Below are 24,455 nucleotides of genomic sequence, written 5' to 3'. Positions count from 1 at the left end.
TGTAAAAAAAAGGGAACTGAATCGTCTTTACAGCCCTGTTCCTTTTTAAAATTTTCATAAGTAATTAAACTGTAAAAATATATAAGTTAATACTGTTTATGGGATGTATGCAACGCTAGTGACCGGTGCCTGTGCAAGAAACAATTCAGTTTATACACTACAATTGCATAAGTGAAAAAAAGGAAGCCAATCAAATCAAACTTTGATTGGCTTCCTATCGTATTTCTATCCAACATAATGAATTGTCATAAATGCGCCTTGCACAGGCACCGACACAATTAGTCCATTTCTCTTGCTTTTTGGGTGTCACGGACGTTTTTCTGAACGGTGATGGCTGCAAATACACTTAGTACAAACGCCATTGCATAAAACCCTTTTTCACTTAACACGATACTGCCTGCATTGTATAAACCGATGCCCATTAAAAGAATGGCTACAATAAGTGCGAACCAGCTAATTCCGTAATAAATATTTGTCACGGGAACTCCTTCATCCTTATCGCGTACCGCTTTTTGAAGAGAAACAGAGGCATATAGTCCAAATACTAAAATAGCGAAGTAATATCCTTTTTCATTCAATTCCATCGTAGCATTAAACAAACCGATGAGATAAGCCGACACCCCGATTAACAGAGCAGCGATCGAAGCCCCTTTAAAGGCGGCCGTCGGTTCTCCGTTTTTTCGTTCCACTCTTACTCTAGGTTCACTCTGTTTTTCCTTTTCGAACAAATCTTCCTTGTTATCCAGCATACAATAATCCCCCTTTTCGACCATCATATCCAAATGAATCCAAATCGGCAACGTATAATTTATAGATATGCTAAAAAAATTATGGCTAGAATCAAGTGCATAAGCATCAAACCAACTCACGTGAAAGTTTAGGAGAACAATAGCAGGGAAAAGGGGTTATGGAGCCAGAATCCAATAGAAAAGGAGGACGATCCAATGGCACAAGATATGGAGAAGACGGCCGCAGAACAGGCGCCTGGCGAAGCGCGCCTGGAATTGGCGGCAACTGCCATGGTTGCAAATGAAAAATTACATGCCAACGGTCCCGAAGAAATAGAGAGGACTGCTGTGATTGACGAAGATTCGGTGAAAGGCATCATCGAGGATTGGCCCGCTACCGCAAAGATGGCTGCCGAAAATACGATGAAATTCTATGGGCCACCGAATGAAGCTACCCCGAGTTGCCTGATCTGGTATAATAACGGGCCTTGGAAACGGACGGTCGCATTCCGTGATGAAGTGCCGCACGATTTCCCGGAGCCACACTCTGATGTGCTCGAACAATTCATTGATTACCATGTACCTGCAGACAAGGTTGGCCTTGTAGCCCAGTTGGAAGGCAGCTTGGTGATCGATCGGACGAAAGGCGAAGTGTCCGTCCATTGCGATAATGAAGGGGCGAATACGCTCTCTATTAACATGATGCATGAAGTCGTGACGGGCAAACGGACACCGGAGGAAGCGAGGGAATTCATCAAAAAGGAAATCGTTGAGTATATGATGAACCGTCCCGCTCCGTACGCGGAGAGATTCCAGTTTGAGTTGCCGCAGGGTGAACAATGGGATCCGGATGTCCCGGTTGTGAAAGACGAAGAACTATTGCAAGCAGTCGAGGAAAAGAAGAAAGAGCTCGGATTGTAGTAAACATAAGCGCTCGGTGAAAAAATAAAAGAAGAATAGAGGAGAACAAGACCTTTCCAAATCCATCTGGACATGGAAGGGTCTTGTTTTACTTAACATTCAAGGTTACTCGTCTATCAGGATATAAGCAACCATGAGGAAAACTTCTTCGTGTGCTGCTTTTCGTGGTTTATCAAATGCTTATTGTGGGATCTTCACTTTAAAAGACTCAAACTCAACCGGCTGTATAGAATTCCCTTTAAATTCCAACTCTATTTCATTGCCATTTTCGTCAAATTCCACTCCTCCGCCTTCTGATGGAATGACTACATAAGGAGTAATTGTCAATTCAGTAACGGTAGAATCAATGGGATCAAATTGTTTACTGCTCTTGAACAAGATTCTATCTTTAACCAATTCGCCTCTTGCTCCACCCGAGCGGCCTGTTATTTCATTCCCATCTTGATCCACTACTAAAAATTCGATATTTCCTCCGCGACTTAACTGGAAATCTGTTTCCTCTTCAGAACTCTCATACGCTATACTTACACCTGTTTCACTCAATGAAATTTCTGTTACCGTTAGGTTCACACCATCAACCGTCTGTACATGTTGTACAGGGATTTTATGAATATCTGTAATTTTTTCAACTGATGTTGAGAAGTACCATGTCTCGCCATTATTGCCGTGTAACATTAAACCAAGTTCAAACTTGTCCGGCATCTCTTCGGTCACATTAATTTCTTGAATGGCAGTCAGAGTTGTTGCGGAAAGGATATCTTCACCGTAACTCCCACTCGATCTAGAAGGGAATTTCCCATTAATCGTATAATCCATCCCTGCACCAAAATAGAATTCGCCAAGTTCCTTTTCAGATTCAATGAAAAGACCGATTGTAATATTATTTTGATCATATAAAATTTCATTGAGTGTAACGGAAATTCCATTGACCGTCTGTGTCTCTCCGATTTCTTTCGTTAACCCATGTTTTTGAGCTTGCTGCAAACTAATCAGATCAGAATTCCCGAAAATAGAACCGATAATCGGTATTTGAGACAAACTGCTCGCCAACGCAGGAGAATAGTAAGAGGAACCGACCAATATTCCGAAAACAGCTGCGGCAGAGCATAAAGCATAGAGGACTTTTCTTTTCCCATTGTTCTTTCGTACAATAGGCGTATCTAGCTGTTCCTTAGCTTGAACGATTCCCGAACGAATAGCTGAACGAACTTGATCTTGGGGAAACTCCTTGAAAGGATCATGTGACTTTTTCATGTAATTGATAACTCCTTTCCAATTCAGTTTTCAATTTTTTTCTCGCTCTACGCAAATTCGTTTTCACTGTACCGATCGGCTTCTCCATTACCTCGGAAATGTCCTCAATTGACAGGTCATGATAGTAAAATAAAATAATTGATGTTTGGTAAGATGATTTTAGTCTCGTTAATGCCTCACTTAAATGAAAGGAATCAATTTCTTCGTCCTGCTTCTGATCTAATTTCTTCAATAATTCGCTTTCTTCGTAAGGAATCATTTGATCTCGTTCTCTTAACAGCCGATAACATTCACGTATTAAAATTCTAAACAGCCAAGTGGAAAAATACTCCGGATTTCGCAATTGTCCTATCGCAAGGAATGCATTATACGCTGTTTCCTGAATAGCATCCAAAGCATCTTCTTTATTCCCAACGTAAGAAAGCGCTTTGTAATAGAGCATTTTTTCTTCTTTAAAGAGCAACTCTTCGAAAGCTTCAGCGTCTCCATGAATCGCCCTTTTTACAGCTTGTAAATCATGTTTCATCTGTCATTCCTCCCTCCTCTCACTACTTAGAGTGATTTAGGCATACAAGAAGTTTCAAATTGTTTCTTTTTCTTAATTTAATTCTACTAATTATATAACAGAGCTCGAAAGTGCTTGTCCCCATTGTTTTGCGATTGCACCGTATATTTATCTAGGTAGGGAAGAGACTAATCATATCTTTTTACAACCTAGATGAGGTGAAATATGACGATTGTGCGAATGGGGTATGTGGCGATGAGCATGGAACTGAAGAATGCGTCTCCGTCTAAAACGATGACGTTTGCGCAGTTCCAAAAACAAGAGGATCGTGAAGCCGCAATCCGCAAATTGGAACGAATTGCATTGGAGAACTTGGAGAATACACATAGATTACTTAAAAATAACCTCTTTAATGATGTTCACTTTTATCGCTTCAGCTCTAAGCTCATCCCTTTAGCCACGCATGACGAACTTTCCGGTTGGGATTATATGCGGCCGTTGAAAGGGAAGCTGGCTGAAATCGGGAGCTTTGTAAAAGAGCACAAGATGAGAGTCGATTTTCATCCTGACCATTTCGTTGTGTTGAATTCGCCGAATAATGATGTATTGATTAATTCGGTGAAAAACTTGAAGATGCATTATTTATTACTAAAAGGAATGAAGCTCGATCCGAACCACCGATGCGTTCTCCATGTCGGCGGCAACTACAAGGATACGGAGAAATCGCTAGAACGTTTTGTCACGAATTGGAGTGATGTCCCGCGGCCAATCCAACAAATGATTATGCTGGAAAATGATGATACCTCTTTTACATTAGACGATACGCTTTATCTTTGCTTGAAGCTGGGGATCCCGCTTGTGTTTGATTATCATCATCACTTGGCATTCCATCGTGAGGAGCAATGGGAAGATAAATGGGATCAGGTCGTGTCGACATGGAAGACCTCGCCACTGCCGGTTAAAATGCATATATCAAGTCCGAAGAGTGAAGACAAATTCCGTCACCATGCGGACTATGTGGACGTGGATATGTTTTTCAGGTTTCTAAATGAAATCAAAGGTTCCGTCCCACAAATTGACTGCATGATTGAGGCAAAACAGAAGGACAAGTCTCTATTTACATTAATGAATGAAATCAAAGGAAGAGAGAACGTTGAAATGATTGACGGTTCAACGTTTACGTTGTTGTAATTTATAGGGAGGCGAGGATATCGTTCATTTCCCGGAAGTTATCGTTCATTTCCCATGAGTTATCGATCATCTTCCGCAAGTTATCGATCATTTCCTAAGAGATATCGATCATTTCCAGAAAGATATTGTCATTTTGTGACCTTTATCCTAGTCGTAGGCTAAAGCAAAAGGGAAGCCAGCTCCCTCTCTGGCTTCCCTTACACAGGTTATACGCGCTCATCTTACCAATTGAGCGCCATTCGCAGCGTACAGCAACTATGCTCGGCATCTCTGTTTGTGAAATCGATTCGTAGACCGTCGGGCGTATAATTGATTTGATATTTAATGGTAACACCAGTTGAGCGGACGAGCCGTTCGACTTCCCGTTGGTTCGATTGCTGAGCCGCATCCATGAGCCTTCGGGCGAAGTCGTCTGAAGCGATGAGCGCACCGATGAATCGATTGGCTTGATCCATCACTTCCTTGAACCGGTGTGCCGAAACATCAAATTTTCGGATGTTCACAGGGGGAAATTGAGTTCCTCTGTTTTGCGGCGCAGGTGTAGGCATCGCGATATATCCTGGTTGAACCGGTATGAAAGCTTGTTGTGGGTAAGTAAAGCCATACGGAAAAGAAGAGTAATACATAGGCAACCTCCGAATTCCATCGATGTTTCAGTATATGCTTTTTGCAGAGGAGTCGTGTGTAAAGTCTAGCTACGGGAAAGGCTACTATAAAATGATCTTTCATTTCCGGAAGGGAGAATCACATAACTTGCCGAAGTAAGTGAATAAGATAGATTATGAAGGAGTTGAGATGCGTGTTTTTCAATAAAAAGAAGAATCCTTACAACACACAAATGGACAATGTAGAATTCAGTGATGATACATATGCCGTCATTCTCCATTTTACGCCGACTGCGGTCTATGTGTATGAAGACAAATTAGGTTACAGTGTCATTGAGGGGAACAACATTGAAATGTGGGATGACGATGGGACGATTCTTACGGGAACACTGATTGTAACGAATGTCACTTCCACTCAGGAGGCGCTTGAGAAATATAAAGTGAAGGACTTGGGACTCCTTGTGATTCCAGTCGAACTTTCTTATGATAGCTGACGAGGGCTTGTCCATTTCAATTTAATCGTAAAAAGTAAGAAATGTAGTACCATTTTTACGTGGGTTACATATACATAGATAGAACAACTAAAGAAGTTACTTTCGCCTTGCAGTTGTTCGAGTGCTTTTCTAAACATGAGTATGTATTTGTTTGTCTTACATTGTCAGATGGGTCCGTCAATCTTAACTATCGTACACGGGATACAGACTACACTTCGATGATTACTATTCCTTCACTCAGACCTTTAGGATCCATATTATAAATGTCTTTCTACTCCCTTACGTTCTCTTATGGGGAAAAGGATGTTTTTAATAATGGATTCTTTTATTTTGAAGTAGAGAAGACAGGAAATACTATAATAGTAGTTGAAATACTGATTTCTTTTGCGTCTGTTGCGGCGATCGGGATTCCGTCCGCCATAAGCCAAGCAGACATGCATAGTCTTATGGTTTTGTTGTCCCTGTTAAGGCACCTAGATCAGCTACTATGAATAGTCAGTAGTGTAATTGGAATTGTGAAAATATTCCCTGCGAGTTGCTTCCGTTTTAGAAGTCTAAGACATTACTTGAAATGATTAAGCAAACACTAATTGTACCCAGAAAAATAACAGTGTCAACGTTACGATTGTGGTGAGCGGTATGACAATCAATGATACACTCAGGTAATCTTTCCAAGTGACTTTAATTTTATTATTTCGTAGAATACTCATCCAAATAAGAGAAGCCAGCGTCCCGATCGGCAGCAGCAATGATCCCATATCACTTCCGATAATATTTGCGAGGTAGATCGTCTTTAAGGTGATTGGATCTAGCCCCATTTCAGTCAATGTAATCGTTCCAATCATCAAGGCCGGGTGATTATTGAAAAGGTTGGAAAGGATCGACACCAATCCACCCATGATGAAACTCGCTTGAAATAGCCCTTGACTGACTATCGGCTCACACCACTGTACGAGTAACGCTGTAAGTCCGACATTATGCAAACCATAGATGATCACGTACATAGAGAATGCAAAAATAAGAATGTGCCAAGGAGTCTTTTTCAGGATGTCCACCGGATTTGTCCGTAAATGGTACCATCTCCACATAAGCAGGATGACTGATCCGAGTACAGCAACAATTTCAATGGGAACGTTGACATAGGATGCGACAAATAGGAGACAACGCATCGTGAAGACGAATAGCAAAATCTTCATCATAAATCGTGTTCGTTTGCGTTTTGTTTCAACAGATATTTTTGTTTTCAGTGGATGAAAGTTTTTAATGAAAAACGATTCTTCAATATCCATAATGGAATCAGGTAATCTTTCTGGTAATTGCTTTTTTACGACGATATACATCAAGAATGCCATAAACAACAACCCTATCGTTGCCGGGACGAACATCATTGCTGTATGCATCCAGAGAGACATATCGATAATATTCAATGCGATCAGATTCACGATATTACTCACACCTATCGGGGCACTTGAAGCAGTTGCAATGAGTGCGCCACTTAACAGATACGGGATTTGCTGACGAGGTTTTAGTTGAATGTTTTTGAGTAGAAGAATTAAGATTGGTGTCGTGATTAGGATGCTTCCATCATTATTAAATAGGAGTGTCATTAAAAAACAGAGTAACATGATATACCAAAAGAGGCGATGGCCCGATCCCTTTGAAAGTCTGGCCAATCTCGCTGCTGCCCAGTGGAAGAATCCGAAACTCTCCAATATAACAGCCATTACGATCGTTGCAATAATGGTAATGGATGCACCGCCAATTTTACTGATGATATCTAGTATGTCTTCCCATGAGACAATTCCCGCTATGAGGATGATTCCTGCTCCTACCGATGCAGGCCATACCTCGTTCAATCCTCTAGGCCTCCAAAATATGACTAGCATTGTGAGTAGGAAAACCATTCCGGTTATTCCAATTTGTAAACTCATGCATCTATCCAATTCCCTTCTTCTTAATTTTTACCGCAAGTAAATTCTTTATCCGTTTCCTTGTATGTATATTCACATTTCACTATTGGGAACGAGATGTCTGTCCATTCACACTTGAAAAATAGTACAACCTTTTTCATGGTAGCGACTAGGACAAGCAATGGATCTAGTTAAATTGTCCCTAAAAGCAAGACGAAAAAAATGAGCTGTCGATACGTGCTCGACAGCCTAATATAAAGGATTTAGCCTGAACTTGAACCGAAATTACACTTCATGCAGCGTTTTTATATGTCGCAAGTTTAGATAAAACGGAGATGTTCTTGCTGCTTGAAATTCGGTGATATGTTCTTCGACATTAATTATTTTTCCTATAAAACTTTCACGCTCGCTTATATTCATCACAACAAGTTTATTTACTAACTTCTCAACTTGTTTTTCAAATGAACTGGCAAACGTTTCATTGGGTGATTCTGTTGAGGAGAAATCGATTTCCGATCCGTACAATTTATGGTCTTGAGCTAAGGGGATCAGCCATTTAATATGTGCTAACGGAATATACAATGTCTTGTATATGGGGGATTGGAATACAAGGTAGTCTTTCAGTATGGCGGTGATCGTACCATGCAAAGATTGGTTGCCTGACACGAAAATCTCAATTAGTCTTCCTTTCGCTTGCGTAAGAACGTACTCAAACGATAGATCTTCCTGACTTTCTTCAGCAACGATGCTCGGCAGCTCTGTAGGTGCCTGAACATTGTTTTCATTATCAATATCCCTCACGAAATTCCGTATATGATCTAAAGGTATATAAACAAAGTCCATACCGTTGAAAAGCACAATCATATCGCTTCCTACATCAATCAGTGTACCATTCACCATTTTCTTTCCGGTAATCTCTATGCGAACAACTTCCTGAACAAGACTTTGAATAATTTTATTCATGTCTATATCTCCTTCTTTACTTATCTAGTAATTGCTGATACATCTTTGTTGCATGATTCATCAAAGAAATGTATTGTTCATTGAAAGTTTCGTTAGATTTAGGTAAACTGTCCATTGGATGTTTTCTTTTCTTACTTTGTAAATAACTAGATGCATGCTTCGCTAAAGAAAAGAACTGCTTCTCTAACATCGCTTTTTCATCTTTCAAATTCATTTTGATAGACGTTATCGATGCTTGAGTCGTAGTAGAAGGCCGAAATTCTTCATCTAAAAATCCAGCTTGATCATCATTCTTCAACTTATTCGTTGAGTGATGTTTAACCATAGGAGGATTCAATAATTCAACCGGATTAGGGTTGTCATGTAACTGAATTGAATGCTCGTCAAGTGTAAAGAATTCCTCTTCCTTGGCATTGTTGTCAAGATTTATTACTGTTTGTTGAACCTCTATAGATTTCCAAAAGGAGAGAGGAAAATCTTTTTCATAAGCTAGAGGCTCAGTAAAGGAAAAAGGCTCTACTTTACGTGCGTTAAACCTGGATTGCAATTCTCCCCAAACATCTAATTCACCAAAATATTCCTCATCATAATCGACTAACTGCGGTGCAAATCCTTCTAGTAGTTCAGGATCTATTTCGTTCAATGGGTCTTCCATATGAAGTTCCATTACATCCACAGTCTGTTCTACTTCTTGAATCGGCGGCCTTTCTTCCAAAATAATCAGTACCTGGTCTTGAGTTTCCTTACTTTCCTCCGATACTACAATTTGTTCGTCGTGTTGAATCACTTGGCTTTCTTCCAATACAACAATCGGAACCTCTTCTTGGATCTCCTTACTCTCCTCCGATACGACAATTGATTCCTCTTCTTGACTCACCGGACTTTGCTCCAATACGACAATCAGTTCTTCGTCTTGAATCTCTTTACTGTCTTCCAATACAACAATCGGAACCTCTTCTTGGATCTCCTTACTTTCCTCCAATCCTACAATCGATTCCTCTTCTTGAATCTCCTTACTTTGCTCCATTACGACAATCAGTTCCTCGTCTTGGGCATCTTTACTTTCTTCTAATTCTACAATCGGTAGCTCGTCTTGACTCTCCGGATTTTGATCTACTACCACAATTAGTTCCTCTTCTTGACTCTCCGGACTTTGGTCCAGTATTTCAACCAGTTCCTCGACTTGGATTTCCTTACTTTCTTCCAATATAACGTTGGATAATTCCTTTGTTTCCTCTTCTTTTTTGGGATTGTTGACTGCTTGTAATTCATTTTCTTCGTCTTTATTGATTAACCCATAGATTCCTAACACTTCGGGCTGTTGGGTAATTTCCAACAAAAGGAGTTCAAGCGATTTTGGTTTATGATCCAACTGAATATTGGCGTCTTGAATGACTTCTGGTAGATGGATCTCTATTTCTTCAACCTCTTCATGGATAGGGGCAGATAGCCTCTTTTGGTTCGTTAGTTGTTCCTTTTGATTTGCTAAGTGAATTTGATGTTCGGATACTAGGCCATGAATGTTTGATATACAAGATATAGGAATGTAAAATAATTCCGCATGATTAATTAAGATGATGTAATTTTCAGCTATTCTGTTTAATACGCCAAAATGTCCATCGTTCTCCGTACCATTAATGGTGACCCAGGTGTATTTCATAGCATTTAATATGTCTGAAAAATGCTGAATGTCGAGAAAAGGGACAGTAGCAGACGTTAAATTATAGTCTTTTGTGTTCTTCGATAGAGCTTTAATATGGTGAAGGGCAATATAATGAACGTTCTGATTTGCTTCTATCACTAAATGGTCTTGTTTTACGGCTAACAGATCACCTTCCACTAAATGATGATTACTCAGAAACAAACCGATCTTCGTATTTTCAAGGTCGCGTAATGCTTTTACAAATTGTAGCTCTCGCAATTTCTGAGCGCCTCCTTCATAGAATATCGTCGCTCCAAACTACTGGAAGCGACGAATTTTTCGGACCGATATTTGCAACCTTTTGAGTGATTGCTTTACTTCTTCTCTTTATTTTCTTCTTTTTTGTCTTCTTTTTTCTCTTCTTTTCTCTCTTTTTTTCCATCAGCTTTCGACTTTTCAAGTTTGACGCCGTAGCTGATATTGCGGATGTGGAATAGGGCAACCCGGATGATCTCTTCATTTGAAACAACGGTTACAAAATCGTCAGTAACGACATCCAAAACGCCTTCTAGTGTTTCCGGTCCTCCGCGGTTGATCTTCACCCAATGAAGTGTTAACTTCTGAAGAATTCCTTTAAAATCTGGGGCATGAACGTACTTGAAATTCCTTGGAAGATCATAGTCAAATTCCGCTTGACCCTTCGCATTGTACGTTACGCTCTTTATGTGTTGCGTATTATAATAGATGATACCCTCATCATCATGTAACAAAATAAAGTAGTCGTTCTCCGCAGCCAACAATCTACCAATACGGGATTCGGGTCCACCTCTATCGACTTTAATTACTTTATCGACTAAAGATACGATCATTTCCTTGTTCAATTGTCTACCTCCTTTATTAGTATCTCCCTATCTATATGTGTCTTGGGTTACGTGCTAATGGTCATACGCCTAATTCGGTCAAGTCCTTATGTTTTTTCGTTGGTAAACGAAAGGATCCATGACAGCATTCATTGGAGTGGACTTTTCAATTAGCTAAAAGAAACTTTGAAAGAGAATTGTATCTGTTAGATCGATAGGCTACACTTTACAAAATTAATGTGTATGCTCCTGGAATATTGAGCGGAATAAGTTGTTTTCGGAAATGACATACACAGTTTGTAAAGTGTTGAATACAATGATATTAAATTCAATAAAAAGGTGGGATTTAAATGCCGAAAGGAAAAAAACCTAAACATCTAGAGGCTGCTACTGCTGTTGCCGCTGCAGCTGCCGCCGGTGCAGCCGCCGCTGCAGCTGCAATTTCTGAAAGTGATTCCTCTGCTGCTGCATCTGCCGCAGCGACTGCCGCTGCAGCCGCTGTCGCTGCTGTCCTTGCTGCTGAAACCGAAGCTAAGGAAGCTGCTGCTGAGACTACTGAAGGTACTGAAGGTACTGAAACGGCTGACAATATAGTTGATGCTAAGAAAAAAGATGAGAAGAAAAAAGAAAAGAAAGATGACAAGAAAAAAGAGCCTAAGAAAAAAGACAACAAATAAGCGGATCGGATCTATCAATCTTAGTTGAAATGTCGGGGACATCTATTATCATGAAAGTCTTGTCCATTAGGCAATGAAACTTATGAAGATACTCGCTTTAATGGGACACGGAGAAGTTGAATTAATAATTGGCTACTATTTTTGGACCACCTAATGTATTGCATTGGGTGGTTTTTTAGTTTATGGGGGAGAGGGAGGGTTGCAGGCGATCGGTATGTTGCCGCGTGATAAGGAGCATAGTTGTCGCATATAGTAGATTAGGCTAAGTGTTTAAATGGAGGGATCACATGCCAAAAAAGGTAGTTGTACTTTTGTTGCTTGGAATTTGCCTGTTAGCCGCTTGCTCATACGATAGTGAAAAAGCGGTGAAAAATGGGGATGTCATTAATATGCATGGACCCATTTTCAATTTTGACCGATTTGACCGATTTTTAGATAGCGTCGAAGCGGGGAACGCAGCCTCCGTCCGGATAACGAACTACACGCTTGATGGTAATCCGACTTTGTACAATTTAGCCTTCGATGGCTCCGATTTCGATTTGGTCATCGATCGATCCAAACATAAGGAAAGAGGGGACAACCCCAAAAAAGAGAGCAAAACCTGTTCAGATCTCGTGGTAACTGAAGGGGAGCAATTATACATGTATACACTGGAAGGGTGTAAGCAAGGTACCTCAGTCGAAAGCGTCGCCCTTCTCAACATAAACAAAGAGCAATTGATCGACCACGTTCACTAACTTTGAACGGTGCCTGTGCAACACACAATTCTGACTATACACTACAATTGTATAAGTTTTTCCTAGTAAGTTGAATTAGTAAGGCTGCGGTGAAATATAGTGTATGAATATTAGTTTTGTTGAATTGTCATAAATGCACCATGCACAGGCACCCACACAATTTGTGCACAATAGCATCTTGTTATCTTTTCTGAATTTTGGTATTCTGGAGTAAATCCGAGTAGTTCACTAGGGTTAGGGGACTGCCGTGAAAAGGAGCGATTGACATGTCGACGAAAGATAAAAAGATGAATGTCGAAAGTTTTAATTTGGATCATACGAAAGTGAAAGCGCCGTTTGTGCGTCTTGCAGGGGTGAAAGAAGGGATGAACGGTGACGTTATTCGGAAGTATGACATCCGTTTTTGTCAGCCGAATAAGGAGCATCTTGAAATGCCTGCGATTCATTCATTGGAGCATATGATGGCGGAATTCAGTCGGAACCATTCGGACAAGATTGTCGACATTAGCCCAATGGGGTGCCAGACAGGTTATTATATGGCGCTCATCAACCACGACGATTATGACGACGTGCTCGATATTTTGGAAAAGACGTTGAATGATGTGTTAGTAGCGGATGAGGTGCCTGCATGCAATGAAGTCCAATGCGGATGGGCGGCGAGCCATAGTCTTGAAGGTGCGAAACAAGCAGCGAAAGACATGTTGGCGAAGCGGGACGAGTGGACGACTGTATTTTAATAGAGCTTATTTTAGAAACGAGGCATCCGCGTAACGGGTGCCTTTCTTTTTAGGGGGAATATAAATGCGTCTTGAGCGGCCGTCTTTGAATTGGGAAGCTGAGCATCTTGCATATATGAAGGAATGGGATGAAGACCGGATAAAACCGAGCAGTTTTCATTGGCCTGACGGCATTCCTTACGAAGCCTATTTGGAGCATCTGGCGACACGGGAAGTAGGGCAAGGCGGCCGGATGCCTAACACGAATTATTTCCTTGTCGATGACGACGAGCGAATCATAGGGATGGTCAATATACGGCATGGCTTGAATGACTATTTACGAATGGTCGATGGCCATATCGGCTATAGCATTCGACCTTCAGAACAGCGAAAAGGGTATGCGACGTATTTGCTTTCCGAAGCATTGAAAGTGACGGACCAGTTAGGTATACGGTCTGTTTTAGTCACATGCAATGAAGATAATATCGGTTCAGCCGCTGTCATTCTAAAGAATGGCGGTGTGGAGGACGAGAGTTTTACCGAACCACATGGCAACATCGTTCGGAGGTTTTGGATAAAGCGATGAATTTTTACAAAAGGAAAGAGGAAAAGAAAGTTTATGGAGAACCCATTTCACTTTCTTTTCCTCTTTTTTGATTAATTCACTTTTATTCCGAATGCGATCCATCTTCCGTCAATGTCTTCCATCACGAATTCTTTATTGTGATAATCTGTATTCGCTATAGACCGAACTATCTTTACACCCGACTCGATAAGCTCCTTTTGAAGCTCCTCCTGATCCTTCGTAATAAAATAAGCATCGTACCCATATCCATATAACTCTCGATTCGGCACGACTTTTTGTCCTCTAGACTCGGTTAAGATAATCTCCGTTGAATCACGATACAAACAAATATGAGGTTCAGTCGCATTCAAATAATGAACAGCTGTAAACCCCATTTTCTGTTCATAAAAATTAGCCGTTTGTATTATATCTGGCGTCGGAAATACACAATGCGACAGCAATAATAGATTTTTCATTTTTATTTCTCCTTAACAAACTAGATCACTTTTTTATTCAATTAACATTTAGTAACTCAAGTCTTTTTCGGATCTCCTTGACTAACAATTGCTTCTCTTCATCACTAATCGCGTCAGCAGTCAGTTTGCGGGCCGCGATGGGTACAATCCAAGGTTCAATCTCTTCATACGTAGTTCCGGTAAAAAGTGTATATTCCTCCATAAAAACTTCAATAATCTTAGCTCTCATCGAATCAAAGGCCTTTACGATCACTTGTGGTGTTTCCGGAGGAAGAATCGCAAATTTGATTATGACGATATATTCGGCAACATCAGATTCCGGATTGCCACACGTCGCATCGTTCCAGTCAATAACTATTGGGTCACCATTGCTGATCATAATATTATTCGGATTTGGATCGCCATGACAAATTTGATTTTTTTCCGGCAACTGATCTAAAAGACGGATAATATCCTCTTTCTCATCTTCCTGTAAATGAACAACACTCCGTATCTGTCTTTTTAAAAAATCTCGTTGTGGTCGTATATCGTCTGTTGAGAGCTGATGTAATTCACTAAGCAATCGAGCGGTCATTCGAACACCGTTCCAATCAAATTCTGGTTGAGCGCTGCTTGTCGCGGCGTTAAACAATCGTTCTGTAATCGACTCTCCATCCACACGTTCAAATACAATCCCGGGCCGATGTTTGACCTCGAGCATTTCAAATGGCTGGGGAACGGGTACCCCCATCCTCCAGACGGTAAGCGTATTGTGAAATTCCCTTTGCAAATCCGTTAAATCGGTATTGGGCTTTGCTAGCTTAATCACTTTGTCTCCCCACTCGAATACCTCTGAGTTGCCGCCTTCACCTAGTTTTCTACCAAGCTTCATAACGAGCTTCCCCCTCCAAACTAGCTCTCTTTTGCCCCCGAAAAACATCGGTATACAGTTTAAATTAAACTTTAAATGTTTGTATGAGACATAGCTCATCATCAATGAGATCCTGTCTTTCTTGAACTTCAATATGTAATTCACTAAAGACTTTTTTCCAAAATGCAACCGCACGCTTATTTTCAACAACTTGCATGACAAAATATTGACCTGGTTTCTCTCTAAATAATGTCTCTGCAGCCTTCATAGCCAGTCCTTTACCTTTGTACTTATTCAGAATGAAAAGATCGTTTATTCCATAGTCATTGCTCTTTTTCAAAAATGGGCGTTCGAGTAGTAATAGAAAGCCGATAATTGCATCATCCAACTTAATAAAATAGGGCGATAATCCATCTACATCCCAAAATGTTTCTAATTCCTCAAAATGAAAGATACCATCTTCTCCAATATCTAGATTTGGTGTGAAGTTCGAAAGCTCGTGAAGGTACAGGGAATAAAAATTCCGCAAGATCGATTTTTCAGATTCCAAAACTTCTTTAAGTATAATCGTCATCGTTTAAACCTCTTTTTTCCTAATTATAGCATAGGACTGACTTGAATTTTCAATCTACTTGGAACTTTCTAGATGATTGATGCGTCGGTTTATTACAAAGAATAGAAGGGAAGGGGGAAGAAATGATGAGTTGGCTTAACGCTGCCAGCCTTGTACTCGGGCTTATTGCTTGGATACTACCGGTTATTGCGTTCATGCAAATGAACCGTAAGTATAAGAATTGGTTCACGTTATCCATAATAAGTTTGAGTGCTTGTGCGATTTCGATCTGTTTCCAGATGTATTATAACTATCATCTCGTCAAGATTGAGGATTGGGCTGCTCTTCTGGACACAACGTGGGCAGTAGTGTTCTTATCAACCGTTTTACTGATCGTCACGATTCTATTAAATGTAAGTATGCTCATCGTGTATCGAAGCAGAACAGCAACATAGGAGGGACAAGGGATGGATTTTCTGAAACTTAAATTTTATATTGAGCTAATGTCCATTTCCTTTGGGGTAGTCGGTTTACTGTATATCGTACCTATGCAATTTATCGTTGAAGGCCAACCGAGAGTTCTGACGGTAGTTATTCTCATGTTCTTATGGTTTGTGATTATGAGAAGTAACCATACCTTTTATGAGTTGTGGGATAAATGGTTTACGAAAAAATAGGTACGCTAAAAATAACCCATCCTTGAGTAACGACTCAATAGATGGGTTATTCGACTTATGGATTTATACTCTTTTTCGTATCGTGAAATTATCTCCAAGCAATAGCCAATTTTGCGGGAAAGGATAGCCAAGCACCCAATAGCTTATGCCACGAAGATTATATTGTTTTACCATGTCAAACTTCGCTTGTGCACTGCGGGCGTCTTCAAACCACACTTCATGGGTGCGTCCTTCTGCATCGGTGTAACGGAAAAATGGAGATTGCGCAACCTCATCGTATTGAATGGCTACTTGATGTTGAATCGCTCTGCGGACTGCTTCCTGCTGGCTAAATGTTTCAGCTTCCGATCCCCGAACGAAAGGAAGCGTCCAGTCACGTGCATAGATTTGAAAACCGAAGAAAATCTTGTCTCTCGGGATGACTGTGACAGCATAGTCGAGTACCTCTTTTATCTTATTAATGGGTGAAATGGCTTGAGCGGGTCCTTTTCGATAACCCCATTCGTATGTCATCAAAATAACAAAATCAACGATTCTACCGTGTGCTTCATAATCATGCGCTTCAACGAGTAATCCTTTTTGTTCACTACTCGTTTTTGGGGCAAGAGCTGACGATACAGAATACCCCTGTGGATGGAGTCGATCAACTGCAAGCTGCAAAAATTGGTTGTAATGCTCTCGGTCAGCAGGATACACATTTTCAAAATCGATGTTTAACCCCTGATATCCTTTCTCTTTCATAACAGCCAGTACATTCGTAATGACTTTTTCCTGAAGTTCCTTACTTGAAAGAATGGTATGGGCAAGGTCTGATCCGGTTTCAGTAGCACTAAAATTTGTAATCGCCATTATGGGCACGACTCGTTCGGCGAAAGCAGATCTCAGCATTTCCGTATCATCGAGCGTCGTTAAGCTACCATCCTCTTTCATACTATACACAAATGGCATCCAATACGTTAAATAACGGCCAACTTCTTGAATTTCCCGAGCGCCTGTTTCGCCTGTATTGATTGTATAAGCGTTCACATCGATGACCGGCTTCTCACCGGTTCGTTGAGTAGTCGGTATGACAAGAGCTTGACCAACTACCAATGCATTCGGGTTTGCCAATTGGTTCGCTGTGACGATTTGATTGACTGTCACACCATATCGTTGAGCAATTGTCCACAAAGTATCTCCTTGTCGAACGACATGAATCTGCATTCACTTCTCTCCTTACTATTCATCTCCTTTATGTTATTCGACTAGGACTTGGGATATTATCACTTTCATTAAAAAGGTACCGGACACCCGATCAAAATTATCGGGATATCCGGCACCTCTATTAGGTTACTTATCTTTTAACACTCTAAACGCCGCTCTTATTTTTCTAGCAAATTGGAGCGGTGGTTCGATTGATTCGAAATGCATATACATTGCCCGAGGTTGATCAAATAACCAGTGATTATGGACAGCAGTGACAAGAATGTTTCGTTTCCGGAGTTCTGTTAGAAGAGGGTTGATTTCTTCTTGCAATAGAACAGTTTCTCCTAAATTTAACGCGTTTCCTTCTTCGTCTAAATCTTCAAAGCTGAAGAATTGAGGATTCACTAAAGGAGATCTTGTTGGACGTCCAAGAATGGTGAATTCAATGTCGCGGAATTTTTGTACGAGACAAACTCCATTGGTTACACTGCCCATTCCTCCGAGTATTCTAGCGAACTCTTGACAAAGTGTATTTTCGCAACTCATATTTATTCCCTCCCTTCAAAAAAATTAAAGAGCAAGTTTGCCCTTTGAAATACAATATGTATAATTTTTTCATGGTGCTTGGACAATCGTTGAAGGGAATTTGCGTAAGGGATTTTGCACCTGAACAGGATGTCCTGAGAACATAGCATTTCGAGATAGGATTGAATTAAAAAATAAAATGAATATAAAATCTCGAAACCATCGCAGGATTTTTGCCGTGACGGTTTTGTTGTTTGAAGGGCTATTGTAAGAATCACTTCATACCAACCCATGGGGTATAATGAAGAAAGTAAAAGAGAACTCATATGGAGTTGACGAGAATGAAAAAACAATGGAGTCATCAAGGCATTATCGAGAAGTTCGAAATGTGCAGGAATGAAGAGTTAGCAGGTCCCATGAAAGCATATATGAAACATCATTTTCCGTTTCTCGGCATCAAAAGTCCGCTGCGTAAGGAACTCTTGCGCGAGCAATTTCGGGAATATGAGCTACCGGATGTTAGCGAGATATTCGACGAGGCATGGAAATTATATGAATTACGCGAGCGGGAATATCAGTATTCCGCAATTGCTTTGCTCGATAAAATGAAGAAGCATTTCACGACTAATGATTTTCCTAAACTACTGAAATTTATTGAAATGAAATCATGGTGGGATAGTGTTGACGCAATCGCTCCGCATCTTGTCGGGCATGTCGTCAAATTGGACCGAGCGTATGGTAAAACAGTGATGCTTGAATGGTCGCAATCCGACAATATGTGGACAAACCGCTCCGCTATTTTGCATCAATTAAAATTCAAAAAAGAAACAGATACGGAACTGTTATTCGACATCATCCTACAGCATGCAGAGTCCAATGAGTTTTTCATTCAAAAAGCGATTGGTTGGGTATTGAGAGAGTATGCGAAAACGGATCCAATTATCGTGAAGCAATTTGTCCAAGAAAATATGCTGAAACCATTAAGCAGGCGAGAGGCTTTGAAGCATATCGGCGACTTGGAAAAATAGCCTAGTGTTACAGGTGGGGAGGGGGGGTAGCCGATTACTGCTGCTTCCCCCTGCTCCTCTCAACGAACCAAGCAATCCCGTGTCCCACTACAACAAATCCCCAAACGGCTGTGACATAATTCAATTGCTCGCTCGTGTATGGCTGAAATCGCTCGAAAAATGGATGGAGGGAATCTATCAGCTTCATTCCCAAATTGTTTGGGTTGAAGATACGCCATATCGAAGAGCCATCAAAAAGTATGAACATGATTTGGAAGGCGACAAATAGGAGGAGGTGGATCGGCCAACCCCTAAAAATATTCCTCCGAGCGTTTGACCGATTATCCTCCTGCTTCAATTCCCTATACATTAAGTGAGCTCCTTTGTCGATTAAATTTTAATACACAAACCCCTTTAAAATACTTTTCTACTATAAATACGTATCGAAAGCATCCAAGAAAACATGTAGAGAAGTACTGCTGCAAGTATCCCTCCTGCATATAACAGAGAATTATCAAATGATAGGATTGTTTGGACACCGGCACGTAATCTATCGCCCAAATCAGGTATGAACGTATTGACAAGTACTACATAAAGGACAAACAAAACCCCACAAGCCATCATCAAATACTGACTTTTAAATAGATAGGAGAATGGAAAAGCAAAGGAAATAAACACGACAATAACACTTGCTATAAACAGTAATTGATCCCATTGGGTTATTTCTCGATGAATAATTAAATTTCCAATTACAATCGTCAACAAAACAAGGAAAGTAAAAACACATGCACCTATATATTTGGAACTGACAATTTCTTTACGGGTATACGGTAAAGAATTCATTAACAGATTGGCGGAGGGTTTTTCATCCAACGCAAAACTTTGCATAATGATAGCGAAGCAAAATATAACACCTACCCAAATAACAGATCTTTCTAGAAATAAAAAGATAAATAATGCAGGTAATAGAATTAGTAATGAGTTTTTCTGTAACACAATATCTTTACGAATAAGATTTAACATAGTTATCATTTCCTTTCTTTGTATATAGCATAATATCTTCAAGTGTCGGTTTTTCCAAAATGACCATATCACCAAAGAGATTTGCTGTACGTTGTTTGTTTGTCGTTAATGCTTCAAATCCATGATTGGATTTTCGAATACCAATAAATTCTTGCTCTGTATCACGATCTAATAAATTCGTTTCGCCTTTCACAATCGCATAGTCTTCTTCGATTTTATAATGCTCTTTTGTGAAAATATGCTGTCCATTATGGATAAACGTTATATAGTCTGCGATTCGATCCAAGTCTGTTGTAATATGTGTAGAAAAGAAAATTGTTTTTTCGCCATCCTGCATTATGTCATGCAGGATGTCTAACAGTTCCCTGCGAAATATAGGATCTAATCCCGACGTTGGTTCATCCATAATAATTAACTCGGCGCGATGGGATAACGCAAAGGCTAATGAAGCCTTCATCATCATGCCTTTTGAAAACGTCTTAATGCTTTTCTTGAGTGGCAGTTCAAACAAATTTACATACTGATGAAATATCCCATCATCCCAGTTTTTGTAGGCAGGTTTTATTATTTTCTTCATGTCAGATAATGTAATATGCTCATAAAAAACATTGTGATCAAATACAAAGCCAATTCGTTGCTTAATTTCTTTTTCATGCTTTTTATAATTCAGACCAAATACCGAAACGTCTCCGCTATCCGGTTGCAACAAATTCAGAATCAACTTGATCGTTGTGGATTTTCCTACTCCATTCCCGCCAATAAATCCCGTCACAAAGCCTTTCTTGACTGAGATCGATAAGTCTTTCAGCTCAAATCCTTTGAATGCCTTATTTACATTTTGAAGCTCAATTACGTTTTCCATCATGTGTCCTCCTTATAGAGCATTGTTAGTAATTCAAGTAATTCCTCTAGTTCGACGCCTATTTCTTTACTGTTTTGAATTGCAGATAGTAACTGTTCTTCGATTACTTTCCTTTTTCGTTCAAGAATCATTTCATTATTTTGTTCAGACACAAATGATCCTTTTCCGACGATCGAGAAGATAAAACCGTTTTTCTCAAGCTCTTCATACGCCCGTTTTGTTGTGATCACACTAATATCTAGATCCTTGGCTAATTGCCGCATAGAGGGTAATGCCTCTCCTGCTTGTAATTCATTCGTCAAAATGTGTTTTTTAATTTGCACGTAAATTTGCTCATAAATGGGCTCCTTTGATGTGTTTGAAATGATGATTTGCATACTAAAACCTCTTCCTTGAAACATTGTATATATACGTTATATACACTATACACAGCGAGGAAATAATTTGCAATAGATATTTTTGAATATTTTTCCTAAGTATCTCGAACTATCCTTAAAAAACGATAGCTTTCCTCTCCTAAAAGGCGTACTATGTAAGTGATGCCGGGCAGCAATAAAACTGCTTGGAACTTGTTTAAAATATGCCTTTTTTGGGCGATTACATAATGAGAGGAAACGGTCAAATGAGTTTGCTATCAGGAAGAATCGAGAAGGATTTCTTAGGGGAGAAAGAAGTTCCCAATCATGCGTATTATGGGATTCAAACGATACGGGCGACCGAAAACTTCCCGATCACGAAAGAACGTATGCATCCGGAGCTAGTCCGCGCAATTGGTATTGTGAAAAAAGCTGCAGCCATTTCGAATGTGCTTGTGAATGACATGCCGAAAGATGTAGGAGTTGCTATTGTTGAAGCTGCTGAAGAAGTGATCGAAGGAAGATTGACAGATCATTTCATCGTCGATCCGATTCAAGGGGGAGCGGGTACTTCATTCAACATGAATGCGAATGAAGTGATTGCAAACCGCGCACTTGAGATTTTGGGGCGTGAAAAAGGTGACTATGCTTTCGTTAGCCCGAATAACCACGTGAACATGTCCCAGTCGACAAATGATGCATTCCCAACTGCGATTAAAATAGCAACACAACAATTGGTCAACCAGCTGCTCGAAACGATGGGGCAATTTGTAGATGAGTTGAAGGCAAAGGAACAGGAATTCGACGGGGTTATCAAGATGGGAAGAACACATTTGCAAGACGCTGTTCCGATTAGACTTGGACAAGAATTCAGCGCGTACCGCAGTGTCATCGAACGCGATATCGAACGAATCGGTCGGACAAGAGTTCCTCTATCTGAAGTGAATATAGGGGCTACTGCCATTGGAACCGGCCTCAATGCAAATGCTCAATACATTCAAGCAGTCGTAGAGAATCTTCGCGAAATCAGTGGCTTGCCACTTCAATCTGCTGCTAACCTAGTGGATTCAACACAGAACACCGATGTGTACACAGAACTGTCTTCCGCTATGAAGATTTGCGCGATCAATCTCTCAAAGATGTCTAACGATTTACGACTGATGGCGTCGGGCCCGCGAGCCGGTTTGAACGAAATCAACCTTCCTGCAAGGCAGCCAGGTTCATCCATCATGCCTGGGAAAGTGAATCCGGTCATGGCAGAAGTAATGAATCAAATCGCCTTCCAAGTAATCGGCAATGATCATACAATCAGCCTTGCTTCAGAAGCCGGACAATTCGAATTAAATGTCATGGAGCCAGTCCTAGTCTATAATTTATTGCAATCGTTAACCGTCTTGAACAATGGCATCGAAGTGTTCCGCAAATATTGTATTAGCGGCATAACGGCGAACGTTGAGCAAATGCAGGAATATGTGGAACGAAGCATCGGCACAATCACTGCGCTAACGCCATATATCGGCTATGAAATGTCATCGAAAATAGCTGTCGAATCTTTTGAAACAGGCGTACCGATTAAAGAGCTCTGCCTGCAGTACAAAGTATTGACTGATGACGAATTAAACACATTGCTGGACCCTTACCAAATGACTGAGATGAAAAGGGAAGGCGTCGCACATTATTAATTTTATTGCATAGGAAGCAAGAGAAAAGCCAATCTACGTTTGATTGGCTTTTTCATATTTTTAGAATCTTTACGGTGCCTGTGCAACGCTAGTAGTCTTGCGTGGGAACCAATTTCTGGGTATTGTAGAGGTGAATGATCGGGAATACGCAAGTTACCATTAGGGGGAGAGCATTGTGAGTAGGATAGATAAACGAAACCGATTAGGCGAGGAACCATTTACCTATCAAATAACGAAAAAAGGGACAGTTATGATCAGTTACGAAGGCAAACAAATTAAAATTGTAAAGGGGACGGAAGCTGATCGTCTTATAGAAAGGATTAGAGGTGTAGAAGATAATCTAACTGAAGTACAGTTATTGTTAGCGAAAATAACGGGCAATTTTAAACGTGGTAATGAGAAGCTTGGAAAAAATAAATGAATCTTTCATTTGCTAGTAAAAAAGCCCTCGTTAATTCAGTTTCCGAGGGCATTTTACAATCAATGTTGAACTTAATTGCATAGAAAGCATGAGAAGACCCAATCGTAGCCATGTTCGATTAGAAGCCATCATTTTCTTCTGAATAAAGCCGTCCATAATGCGGAAACACCAAATACTTCACTTGTTTGTTCTACTTCTTTCATTTTACGTATTTCTATTTCTTCAAAGTCTTTATAGATGGTTCTTAGTCTTTCTTCAGTAAAGCCTAAGCCTCCTTGAAGACTTCGTAATCTGTAAACTTCCCAATCTGATATGTCTGTTCCGCCTAATTCTCCACCTTGAACAAAGCAAGTGATAGCAAAGAAACCACCTGGCTTTAATGCCTTTTGTAGCAAATTAATGTAACTCATTCTTCGATGAGGAGCAATATGATGAAAACAACCTGAGTCATAGACAATATCGTATGAACCTTCTTCAAATTGGATATCAAAAATATTATTTTGTATAAAGTTTACCTTTACATTCCTTTCTTTCGCTCGTTCAGTAGCCCATTGTATTGACTGTTCAGATAAATCTACTGCATCAACTGTATATCCTTTTTGAGCTAGGTAAATTGCATTCCTACCTGGACCACAACCGAGTTCAAGAGCTTTTCCAATAGTTCCTTTAAGTATAGTATCGAAATATCCAACTAAATTTTCGTCGGGTTTATTGGCGAAAAAAGGAATGCATTTTTCACGGTTAGAATAAAAATCATCCCAAAAATTAGTTGGTTCACGTAATAAAGAATCTAACATCACCAATAAATCTTCATAGCTATTAATTACTTCTTTCAAATCCATTCCCTCTTTCCGGATGTAAGATAGTTATAATTATACTGATAATTCACTGTGTTTCTATTGCTTTGGGATTAAAAACACATTACATACTAGGATGTTTAACTACCTTACACACGGTTATTTATAGCTATTAAACATACGTGAAAGTACCTAGTTACCTTTGTGAAACTTAATAAGTCCCTAAGGTTTACTCTTTCTCAGATTGTGATAAAATCGCTCGTGAATAGTATT

30 protein-coding genes are annotated in these 24,455 nt (G+C 40.1%); 12 read left to right on the top strand and 18 right to left on the bottom strand.

Annotation, left to right across the window (positions count from 1 at the left end; genetic code table 11):
* Positions 1-278: 278 nt before the first annotated feature.
* On the bottom strand, positions 279-749 hold the full coding sequence (yiaA, locus tag MHZ92_RS18195) for an inner membrane protein YiaA (protein WP_239433137.1): 471 nt from the start codon (positions 747-749) through the stop codon (positions 279-281).
* Positions 750-944: 195 nt separating this feature from the next.
* Here yiaA and MHZ92_RS18190 point away from each other — a divergent pair, with 195 nt between their 5' ends.
* Positions 945-1,649, top strand: a complete 705-nt coding sequence (locus tag MHZ92_RS18190) for a hypothetical protein (RefSeq protein WP_239433136.1) — start codon at positions 945-947, stop codon at positions 1,647-1,649.
* 180 nt (positions 1,650-1,829) lie between these two features.
* On the opposite strand, the gene MHZ92_RS18185 is transcribed toward MHZ92_RS18190, so the two are convergent.
* Positions 1,830-2,903: a DUF4179 domain-containing protein gene (locus MHZ92_RS18185; RefSeq protein ID WP_239433135.1), complete on the bottom strand. Its 1,074-nt coding sequence runs from the start codon at positions 2,901-2,903 to the stop codon at positions 1,830-1,832.
* Complete coding sequence (locus tag MHZ92_RS18180) at positions 2,887-3,429, bottom strand: sigma-70 family RNA polymerase sigma factor (protein ID WP_239433134.1); 543 nt, start codon at positions 3,427-3,429, stop codon at positions 2,887-2,889. The genes MHZ92_RS18185 and MHZ92_RS18180 overlap by 17 nt, the downstream gene beginning before the upstream one ends.
* Before the next feature lie 204 nt (positions 3,430-3,633).
* Here MHZ92_RS18180 and uvsE point away from each other — a divergent pair, with 204 nt between their 5' ends.
* Complete coding sequence (gene uvsE / locus MHZ92_RS18175; RefSeq protein WP_239433133.1) at positions 3,634-4,599, top strand: UV DNA damage repair endonuclease UvsE; 966 nt, start codon at positions 3,634-3,636, stop codon at positions 4,597-4,599.
* Between the two features lie 221 nt (positions 4,600-4,820).
* Here uvsE and MHZ92_RS18170 read toward each other — a convergent pair whose 3' ends face one another.
* Positions 4,821-5,225, bottom strand: coding sequence for a hypothetical protein (locus MHZ92_RS18170; RefSeq protein WP_239433132.1), 405 nt, complete (start codon positions 5,223-5,225; stop codon positions 4,821-4,823).
* A 173-nt stretch (positions 5,226-5,398) separates the two neighbouring features.
* Between MHZ92_RS18170 and MHZ92_RS18165 the strand changes: the two genes are divergently transcribed.
* The gene (locus tag MHZ92_RS18165) at positions 5,399-5,698 is read left to right on the top strand and encodes a hypothetical protein (protein ID WP_239433131.1); all 300 of its coding nucleotides are present in this window, start codon (positions 5,399-5,401) and stop codon (positions 5,696-5,698) included.
* A gap of 575 nt (positions 5,699-6,273) precedes the next feature.
* Here MHZ92_RS18165 and MHZ92_RS18160 read toward each other — a convergent pair.
* The 4 genes from MHZ92_RS18160 to MHZ92_RS18145 all read right to left on the bottom strand — a co-directional run bounded on the left by MHZ92_RS18160 (position 6,274) and on the right by MHZ92_RS18145 (position 11,094).
* On the bottom strand, positions 6,274-7,629 hold the full coding sequence (locus tag MHZ92_RS18160) for an arsenic transporter (protein ID WP_239433130.1): 1,356 nt from the start codon (positions 7,627-7,629) through the stop codon (positions 6,274-6,276).
* A gap of 264 nt (positions 7,630-7,893) precedes the next feature.
* On the bottom strand, positions 7,894-8,571 hold the full coding sequence (locus MHZ92_RS18155; RefSeq protein ID WP_239433129.1) for a DUF2642 domain-containing protein: 678 nt from the start codon (positions 8,569-8,571) through the stop codon (positions 7,894-7,896).
* A gap of 16 nt (positions 8,572-8,587) precedes the next feature.
* Positions 8,588-10,492 carry a hypothetical protein gene (locus tag MHZ92_RS18150; protein WP_239433128.1) on the bottom strand — a complete coding sequence of 635 codons (1,905 nt, stop codon included), beginning with the start codon at positions 10,490-10,492 and terminating at the stop codon, positions 8,588-8,590.
* A 95-nt stretch (positions 10,493-10,587) separates the two neighbouring features.
* Positions 10,588-11,094: a hypothetical protein gene (locus MHZ92_RS18145; protein ID WP_239433127.1), complete on the bottom strand. Its 507-nt coding sequence runs from the start codon at positions 11,092-11,094 to the stop codon at positions 10,588-10,590.
* Between the two features lie 329 nt (positions 11,095-11,423).
* Here MHZ92_RS18145 and MHZ92_RS18140 point away from each other — a divergent pair, with 329 nt between their 5' ends.
* From MHZ92_RS18140 to MHZ92_RS18125, 4 genes are all read left to right on the top strand, one after another.
* Complete coding sequence (locus tag MHZ92_RS18140) at positions 11,424-11,750, top strand: hypothetical protein (protein WP_239433126.1); 327 nt, start codon at positions 11,424-11,426, stop codon at positions 11,748-11,750.
* 287 nt (positions 11,751-12,037) lie between these two features.
* A complete protein-coding gene (locus MHZ92_RS18135) occupies positions 12,038-12,487 on the top strand; it encodes a DUF4362 domain-containing protein (RefSeq protein WP_239433125.1) in 450 nt (149 codons plus the stop codon).
* 266 nt (positions 12,488-12,753) lie between these two features.
* Positions 12,754-13,224, top strand: coding sequence for an S-ribosylhomocysteine lyase (locus tag MHZ92_RS18130; RefSeq protein WP_239433124.1), 471 nt, complete (start codon positions 12,754-12,756; stop codon positions 13,222-13,224).
* Positions 13,225-13,288: 64 nt separating this feature from the next.
* The gene (locus tag MHZ92_RS18125) at positions 13,289-13,789 is read left to right on the top strand and encodes a GNAT family N-acetyltransferase (RefSeq protein WP_239433123.1); all 501 of its coding nucleotides are present in this window, start codon (positions 13,289-13,291) and stop codon (positions 13,787-13,789) included.
* Positions 13,790-13,860: 71 nt separating this feature from the next.
* Here the strand turns inward: MHZ92_RS18125 and MHZ92_RS18120 are convergent, their stop codons facing one another.
* From MHZ92_RS18120 to MHZ92_RS18110, 3 genes are all read right to left on the bottom strand, one after another.
* Complete coding sequence (locus tag MHZ92_RS18120) at positions 13,861-14,244, bottom strand: VOC family protein (RefSeq protein WP_239433122.1); 384 nt, start codon at positions 14,242-14,244, stop codon at positions 13,861-13,863.
* 37 nt (positions 14,245-14,281) lie between these two features.
* Positions 14,282-15,115: an aminoglycoside phosphotransferase family protein gene (locus MHZ92_RS18115; protein WP_239433121.1), complete on the bottom strand. Its 834-nt coding sequence runs from the start codon at positions 15,113-15,115 to the stop codon at positions 14,282-14,284.
* A 64-nt stretch (positions 15,116-15,179) separates the two neighbouring features.
* Positions 15,180-15,668 (bottom strand): GNAT family N-acetyltransferase, encoded by a 489-nt coding sequence (locus MHZ92_RS18110; protein WP_239433120.1) that lies wholly within the window; start codon positions 15,666-15,668, stop codon positions 15,180-15,182.
* A gap of 122 nt (positions 15,669-15,790) precedes the next feature.
* Between MHZ92_RS18110 and MHZ92_RS18105 the strand changes: the two genes are divergently transcribed.
* The gene (locus MHZ92_RS18105; RefSeq protein ID WP_239433119.1) at positions 15,791-16,102 is read left to right on the top strand and encodes a hypothetical protein; all 312 of its coding nucleotides are present in this window, start codon (positions 15,791-15,793) and stop codon (positions 16,100-16,102) included.
* 12 nt (positions 16,103-16,114) lie between these two features.
* Positions 16,115-16,324, top strand: a complete 210-nt coding sequence (locus tag MHZ92_RS18100) for a hypothetical protein (RefSeq protein WP_239433118.1) — start codon at positions 16,115-16,117, stop codon at positions 16,322-16,324.
* 63 nt (positions 16,325-16,387) lie between these two features.
* On the opposite strand, the gene MHZ92_RS18095 is transcribed toward MHZ92_RS18100, so the two are convergent.
* Together MHZ92_RS18095 and MHZ92_RS18090 are read right to left on the bottom strand one after the other, a co-directional pair.
* A complete protein-coding gene (locus MHZ92_RS18095) occupies positions 16,388-17,527 on the bottom strand; it encodes a glycosyl hydrolase family 18 protein (protein ID WP_239433117.1) in 1,140 nt (379 codons plus the stop codon).
* 126 nt (positions 17,528-17,653) lie between these two features.
* The gene (locus MHZ92_RS18090) at positions 17,654-18,055 is read right to left on the bottom strand and encodes a DUF1259 domain-containing protein (protein ID WP_239433116.1); all 402 of its coding nucleotides are present in this window, start codon (positions 18,053-18,055) and stop codon (positions 17,654-17,656) included.
* 320 nt (positions 18,056-18,375) lie between these two features.
* Here MHZ92_RS18090 and MHZ92_RS18085 point away from each other — a divergent pair, with 320 nt between their 5' ends.
* On the top strand, positions 18,376-19,062 hold the full coding sequence (locus tag MHZ92_RS18085; protein ID WP_239433115.1) for a DNA alkylation repair protein: 687 nt from the start codon (positions 18,376-18,378) through the stop codon (positions 19,060-19,062).
* Positions 19,063-19,096: 34 nt separating this feature from the next.
* Here MHZ92_RS18085 and MHZ92_RS18080 read toward each other — a convergent pair whose 3' ends face one another.
* From MHZ92_RS18080 to MHZ92_RS18065, 4 genes are read right to left on the bottom strand one after another with little or no spacing between them, the layout of a single operon-like run.
* The gene (locus MHZ92_RS18080; protein WP_239433114.1) at positions 19,097-19,411 is read right to left on the bottom strand and encodes a YfzA family protein; all 315 of its coding nucleotides are present in this window, start codon (positions 19,409-19,411) and stop codon (positions 19,097-19,099) included.
* Between the two features lie 44 nt (positions 19,412-19,455).
* The gene (locus tag MHZ92_RS18075) at positions 19,456-20,064 is read right to left on the bottom strand and encodes an ABC-2 transporter permease (protein ID WP_239433113.1); all 609 of its coding nucleotides are present in this window, start codon (positions 20,062-20,064) and stop codon (positions 19,456-19,458) included.
* Positions 20,045-20,926 carry an ABC transporter ATP-binding protein gene (locus tag MHZ92_RS18070; protein WP_239433112.1) on the bottom strand — a complete coding sequence of 294 codons (882 nt, stop codon included), beginning with the start codon at positions 20,924-20,926 and terminating at the stop codon, positions 20,045-20,047. Before MHZ92_RS18070 ends, MHZ92_RS18075 begins: the two co-directional genes overlap by 20 nt.
* Entirely contained in the window at positions 20,926-21,303 is a 378-nt protein-coding gene (locus MHZ92_RS18065) for a GntR family transcriptional regulator (protein ID WP_239433111.1), read from the bottom strand. The genes MHZ92_RS18070 and MHZ92_RS18065 overlap by 1 nt, the downstream gene beginning before the upstream one ends.
* 245 nt (positions 21,304-21,548) lie before the next feature.
* Between MHZ92_RS18065 and aspA the strand changes: the two genes are divergently transcribed.
* Positions 21,549-22,964, top strand: a complete 1,416-nt coding sequence (aspA, locus tag MHZ92_RS18060; RefSeq protein WP_239433110.1) for an aspartate ammonia-lyase — start codon at positions 21,549-21,551, stop codon at positions 22,962-22,964.
* Between the two features lie 175 nt (positions 22,965-23,139).
* On the top strand, positions 23,140-23,385 hold the full coding sequence (locus MHZ92_RS18055; protein WP_239433109.1) for a hypothetical protein: 246 nt from the start codon (positions 23,140-23,142) through the stop codon (positions 23,383-23,385).
* A 128-nt stretch (positions 23,386-23,513) separates the two neighbouring features.
* On the opposite strand, the gene MHZ92_RS18050 is transcribed toward MHZ92_RS18055, so the two are convergent.
* On the bottom strand, positions 23,514-24,221 hold the full coding sequence (locus MHZ92_RS18050) for a class I SAM-dependent methyltransferase (RefSeq protein WP_239433108.1): 708 nt from the start codon (positions 24,219-24,221) through the stop codon (positions 23,514-23,516).
* Positions 24,222-24,455: the final 234 nt, after the last annotated feature.

The organism is Sporosarcina sp. ACRSL (genome assembly GCF_022346605.1).
GTDB lineage: Bacteria > Bacillota > Bacilli > Bacillales_A > Planococcaceae > Sporosarcina.
This window is presented reverse-complemented; position numbering and strand designations above follow the sequence as displayed.

Bases quoted from the DNA above. Each gene is read 5' to 3' on its own strand.
- yiaA (WP_239433137.1), bottom strand. From the start codon at position 749: ATGCTGGATAACAAGGAAGATTTGTTCGAAAAGGAAAAACAGAGTGAA.
- MHZ92_RS18190 (WP_239433136.1), top strand. From the start codon at position 945: ATGGCACAAGATATGGAGAAGACGGCCGCAGAACAGGCGCCTGGCGAA.
- MHZ92_RS18185 (WP_239433135.1), bottom strand. From the start codon at position 2,903: ATGAAAAAGTCACATGATCCTTTCAAGGAGTTTCCCCAAGATCAAGTT.
- MHZ92_RS18180 (WP_239433134.1), bottom strand. From the start codon at position 3,429: ATGAAACATGATTTACAAGCTGTAAAAAGGGCGATTCATGGAGACGCT.
- uvsE (WP_239433133.1), top strand. From the start codon at position 3,634: ATGACGATTGTGCGAATGGGGTATGTGGCGATGAGCATGGAACTGAAG.
- MHZ92_RS18170 (WP_239433132.1), bottom strand. From the start codon at position 5,225: ATGTATTACTCTTCTTTTCCGTATGGCTTTACTTACCCACAACAAGCT.
- MHZ92_RS18160 (WP_239433130.1), bottom strand. From the start codon at position 7,629: ATGAGTTTACAAATTGGAATAACCGGAATGGTTTTCCTACTCACAATG.
- MHZ92_RS18155 (WP_239433129.1), bottom strand. From the start codon at position 8,571: ATGAATAAAATTATTCAAAGTCTTGTTCAGGAAGTTGTTCGCATAGAG.
- MHZ92_RS18140 (WP_239433126.1), top strand. From the start codon at position 11,424: ATGCCGAAAGGAAAAAAACCTAAACATCTAGAGGCTGCTACTGCTGTT.
- MHZ92_RS18135 (WP_239433125.1), top strand. From the start codon at position 12,038: ATGCCAAAAAAGGTAGTTGTACTTTTGTTGCTTGGAATTTGCCTGTTA.
- MHZ92_RS18130 (WP_239433124.1), top strand. From the start codon at position 12,754: ATGTCGACGAAAGATAAAAAGATGAATGTCGAAAGTTTTAATTTGGAT.
- MHZ92_RS18125 (WP_239433123.1), top strand. From the start codon at position 13,289: ATGCGTCTTGAGCGGCCGTCTTTGAATTGGGAAGCTGAGCATCTTGCA.
- MHZ92_RS18120 (WP_239433122.1), bottom strand. From the start codon at position 14,244: ATGAAAAATCTATTATTGCTGTCGCATTGTGTATTTCCGACGCCAGAT.
- MHZ92_RS18115 (WP_239433121.1), bottom strand. From the start codon at position 15,115: ATGAAGCTTGGTAGAAAACTAGGTGAAGGCGGCAACTCAGAGGTATTC.
- MHZ92_RS18110 (WP_239433120.1), bottom strand. From the start codon at position 15,668: ATGACGATTATACTTAAAGAAGTTTTGGAATCTGAAAAATCGATCTTG.
- MHZ92_RS18105 (WP_239433119.1), top strand. From the start codon at position 15,791: ATGATGAGTTGGCTTAACGCTGCCAGCCTTGTACTCGGGCTTATTGCT.
- MHZ92_RS18100 (WP_239433118.1), top strand. From the start codon at position 16,115: ATGGATTTTCTGAAACTTAAATTTTATATTGAGCTAATGTCCATTTCC.
- MHZ92_RS18095 (WP_239433117.1), bottom strand. From the start codon at position 17,527: ATGCAGATTCATGTCGTTCGACAAGGAGATACTTTGTGGACAATTGCT.
- MHZ92_RS18090 (WP_239433116.1), bottom strand. From the start codon at position 18,055: ATGAGTTGCGAAAATACACTTTGTCAAGAGTTCGCTAGAATACTCGGA.
- MHZ92_RS18085 (WP_239433115.1), top strand. From the start codon at position 18,376: ATGAAAAAACAATGGAGTCATCAAGGCATTATCGAGAAGTTCGAAATG.
- MHZ92_RS18080 (WP_239433114.1), bottom strand. From the start codon at position 19,411: ATGTATAGGGAATTGAAGCAGGAGGATAATCGGTCAAACGCTCGGAGG.
- MHZ92_RS18075 (WP_239433113.1), bottom strand. From the start codon at position 20,064: ATGTTAAATCTTATTCGTAAAGATATTGTGTTACAGAAAAACTCATTA.
- MHZ92_RS18070 (WP_239433112.1), bottom strand. From the start codon at position 20,926: ATGGAAAACGTAATTGAGCTTCAAAATGTAAATAAGGCATTCAAAGGA.
- MHZ92_RS18065 (WP_239433111.1), bottom strand. From the start codon at position 21,303: ATGCAAATCATCATTTCAAACACATCAAAGGAGCCCATTTATGAGCAA.
- aspA (WP_239433110.1), top strand. From the start codon at position 21,549: ATGAGTTTGCTATCAGGAAGAATCGAGAAGGATTTCTTAGGGGAGAAA.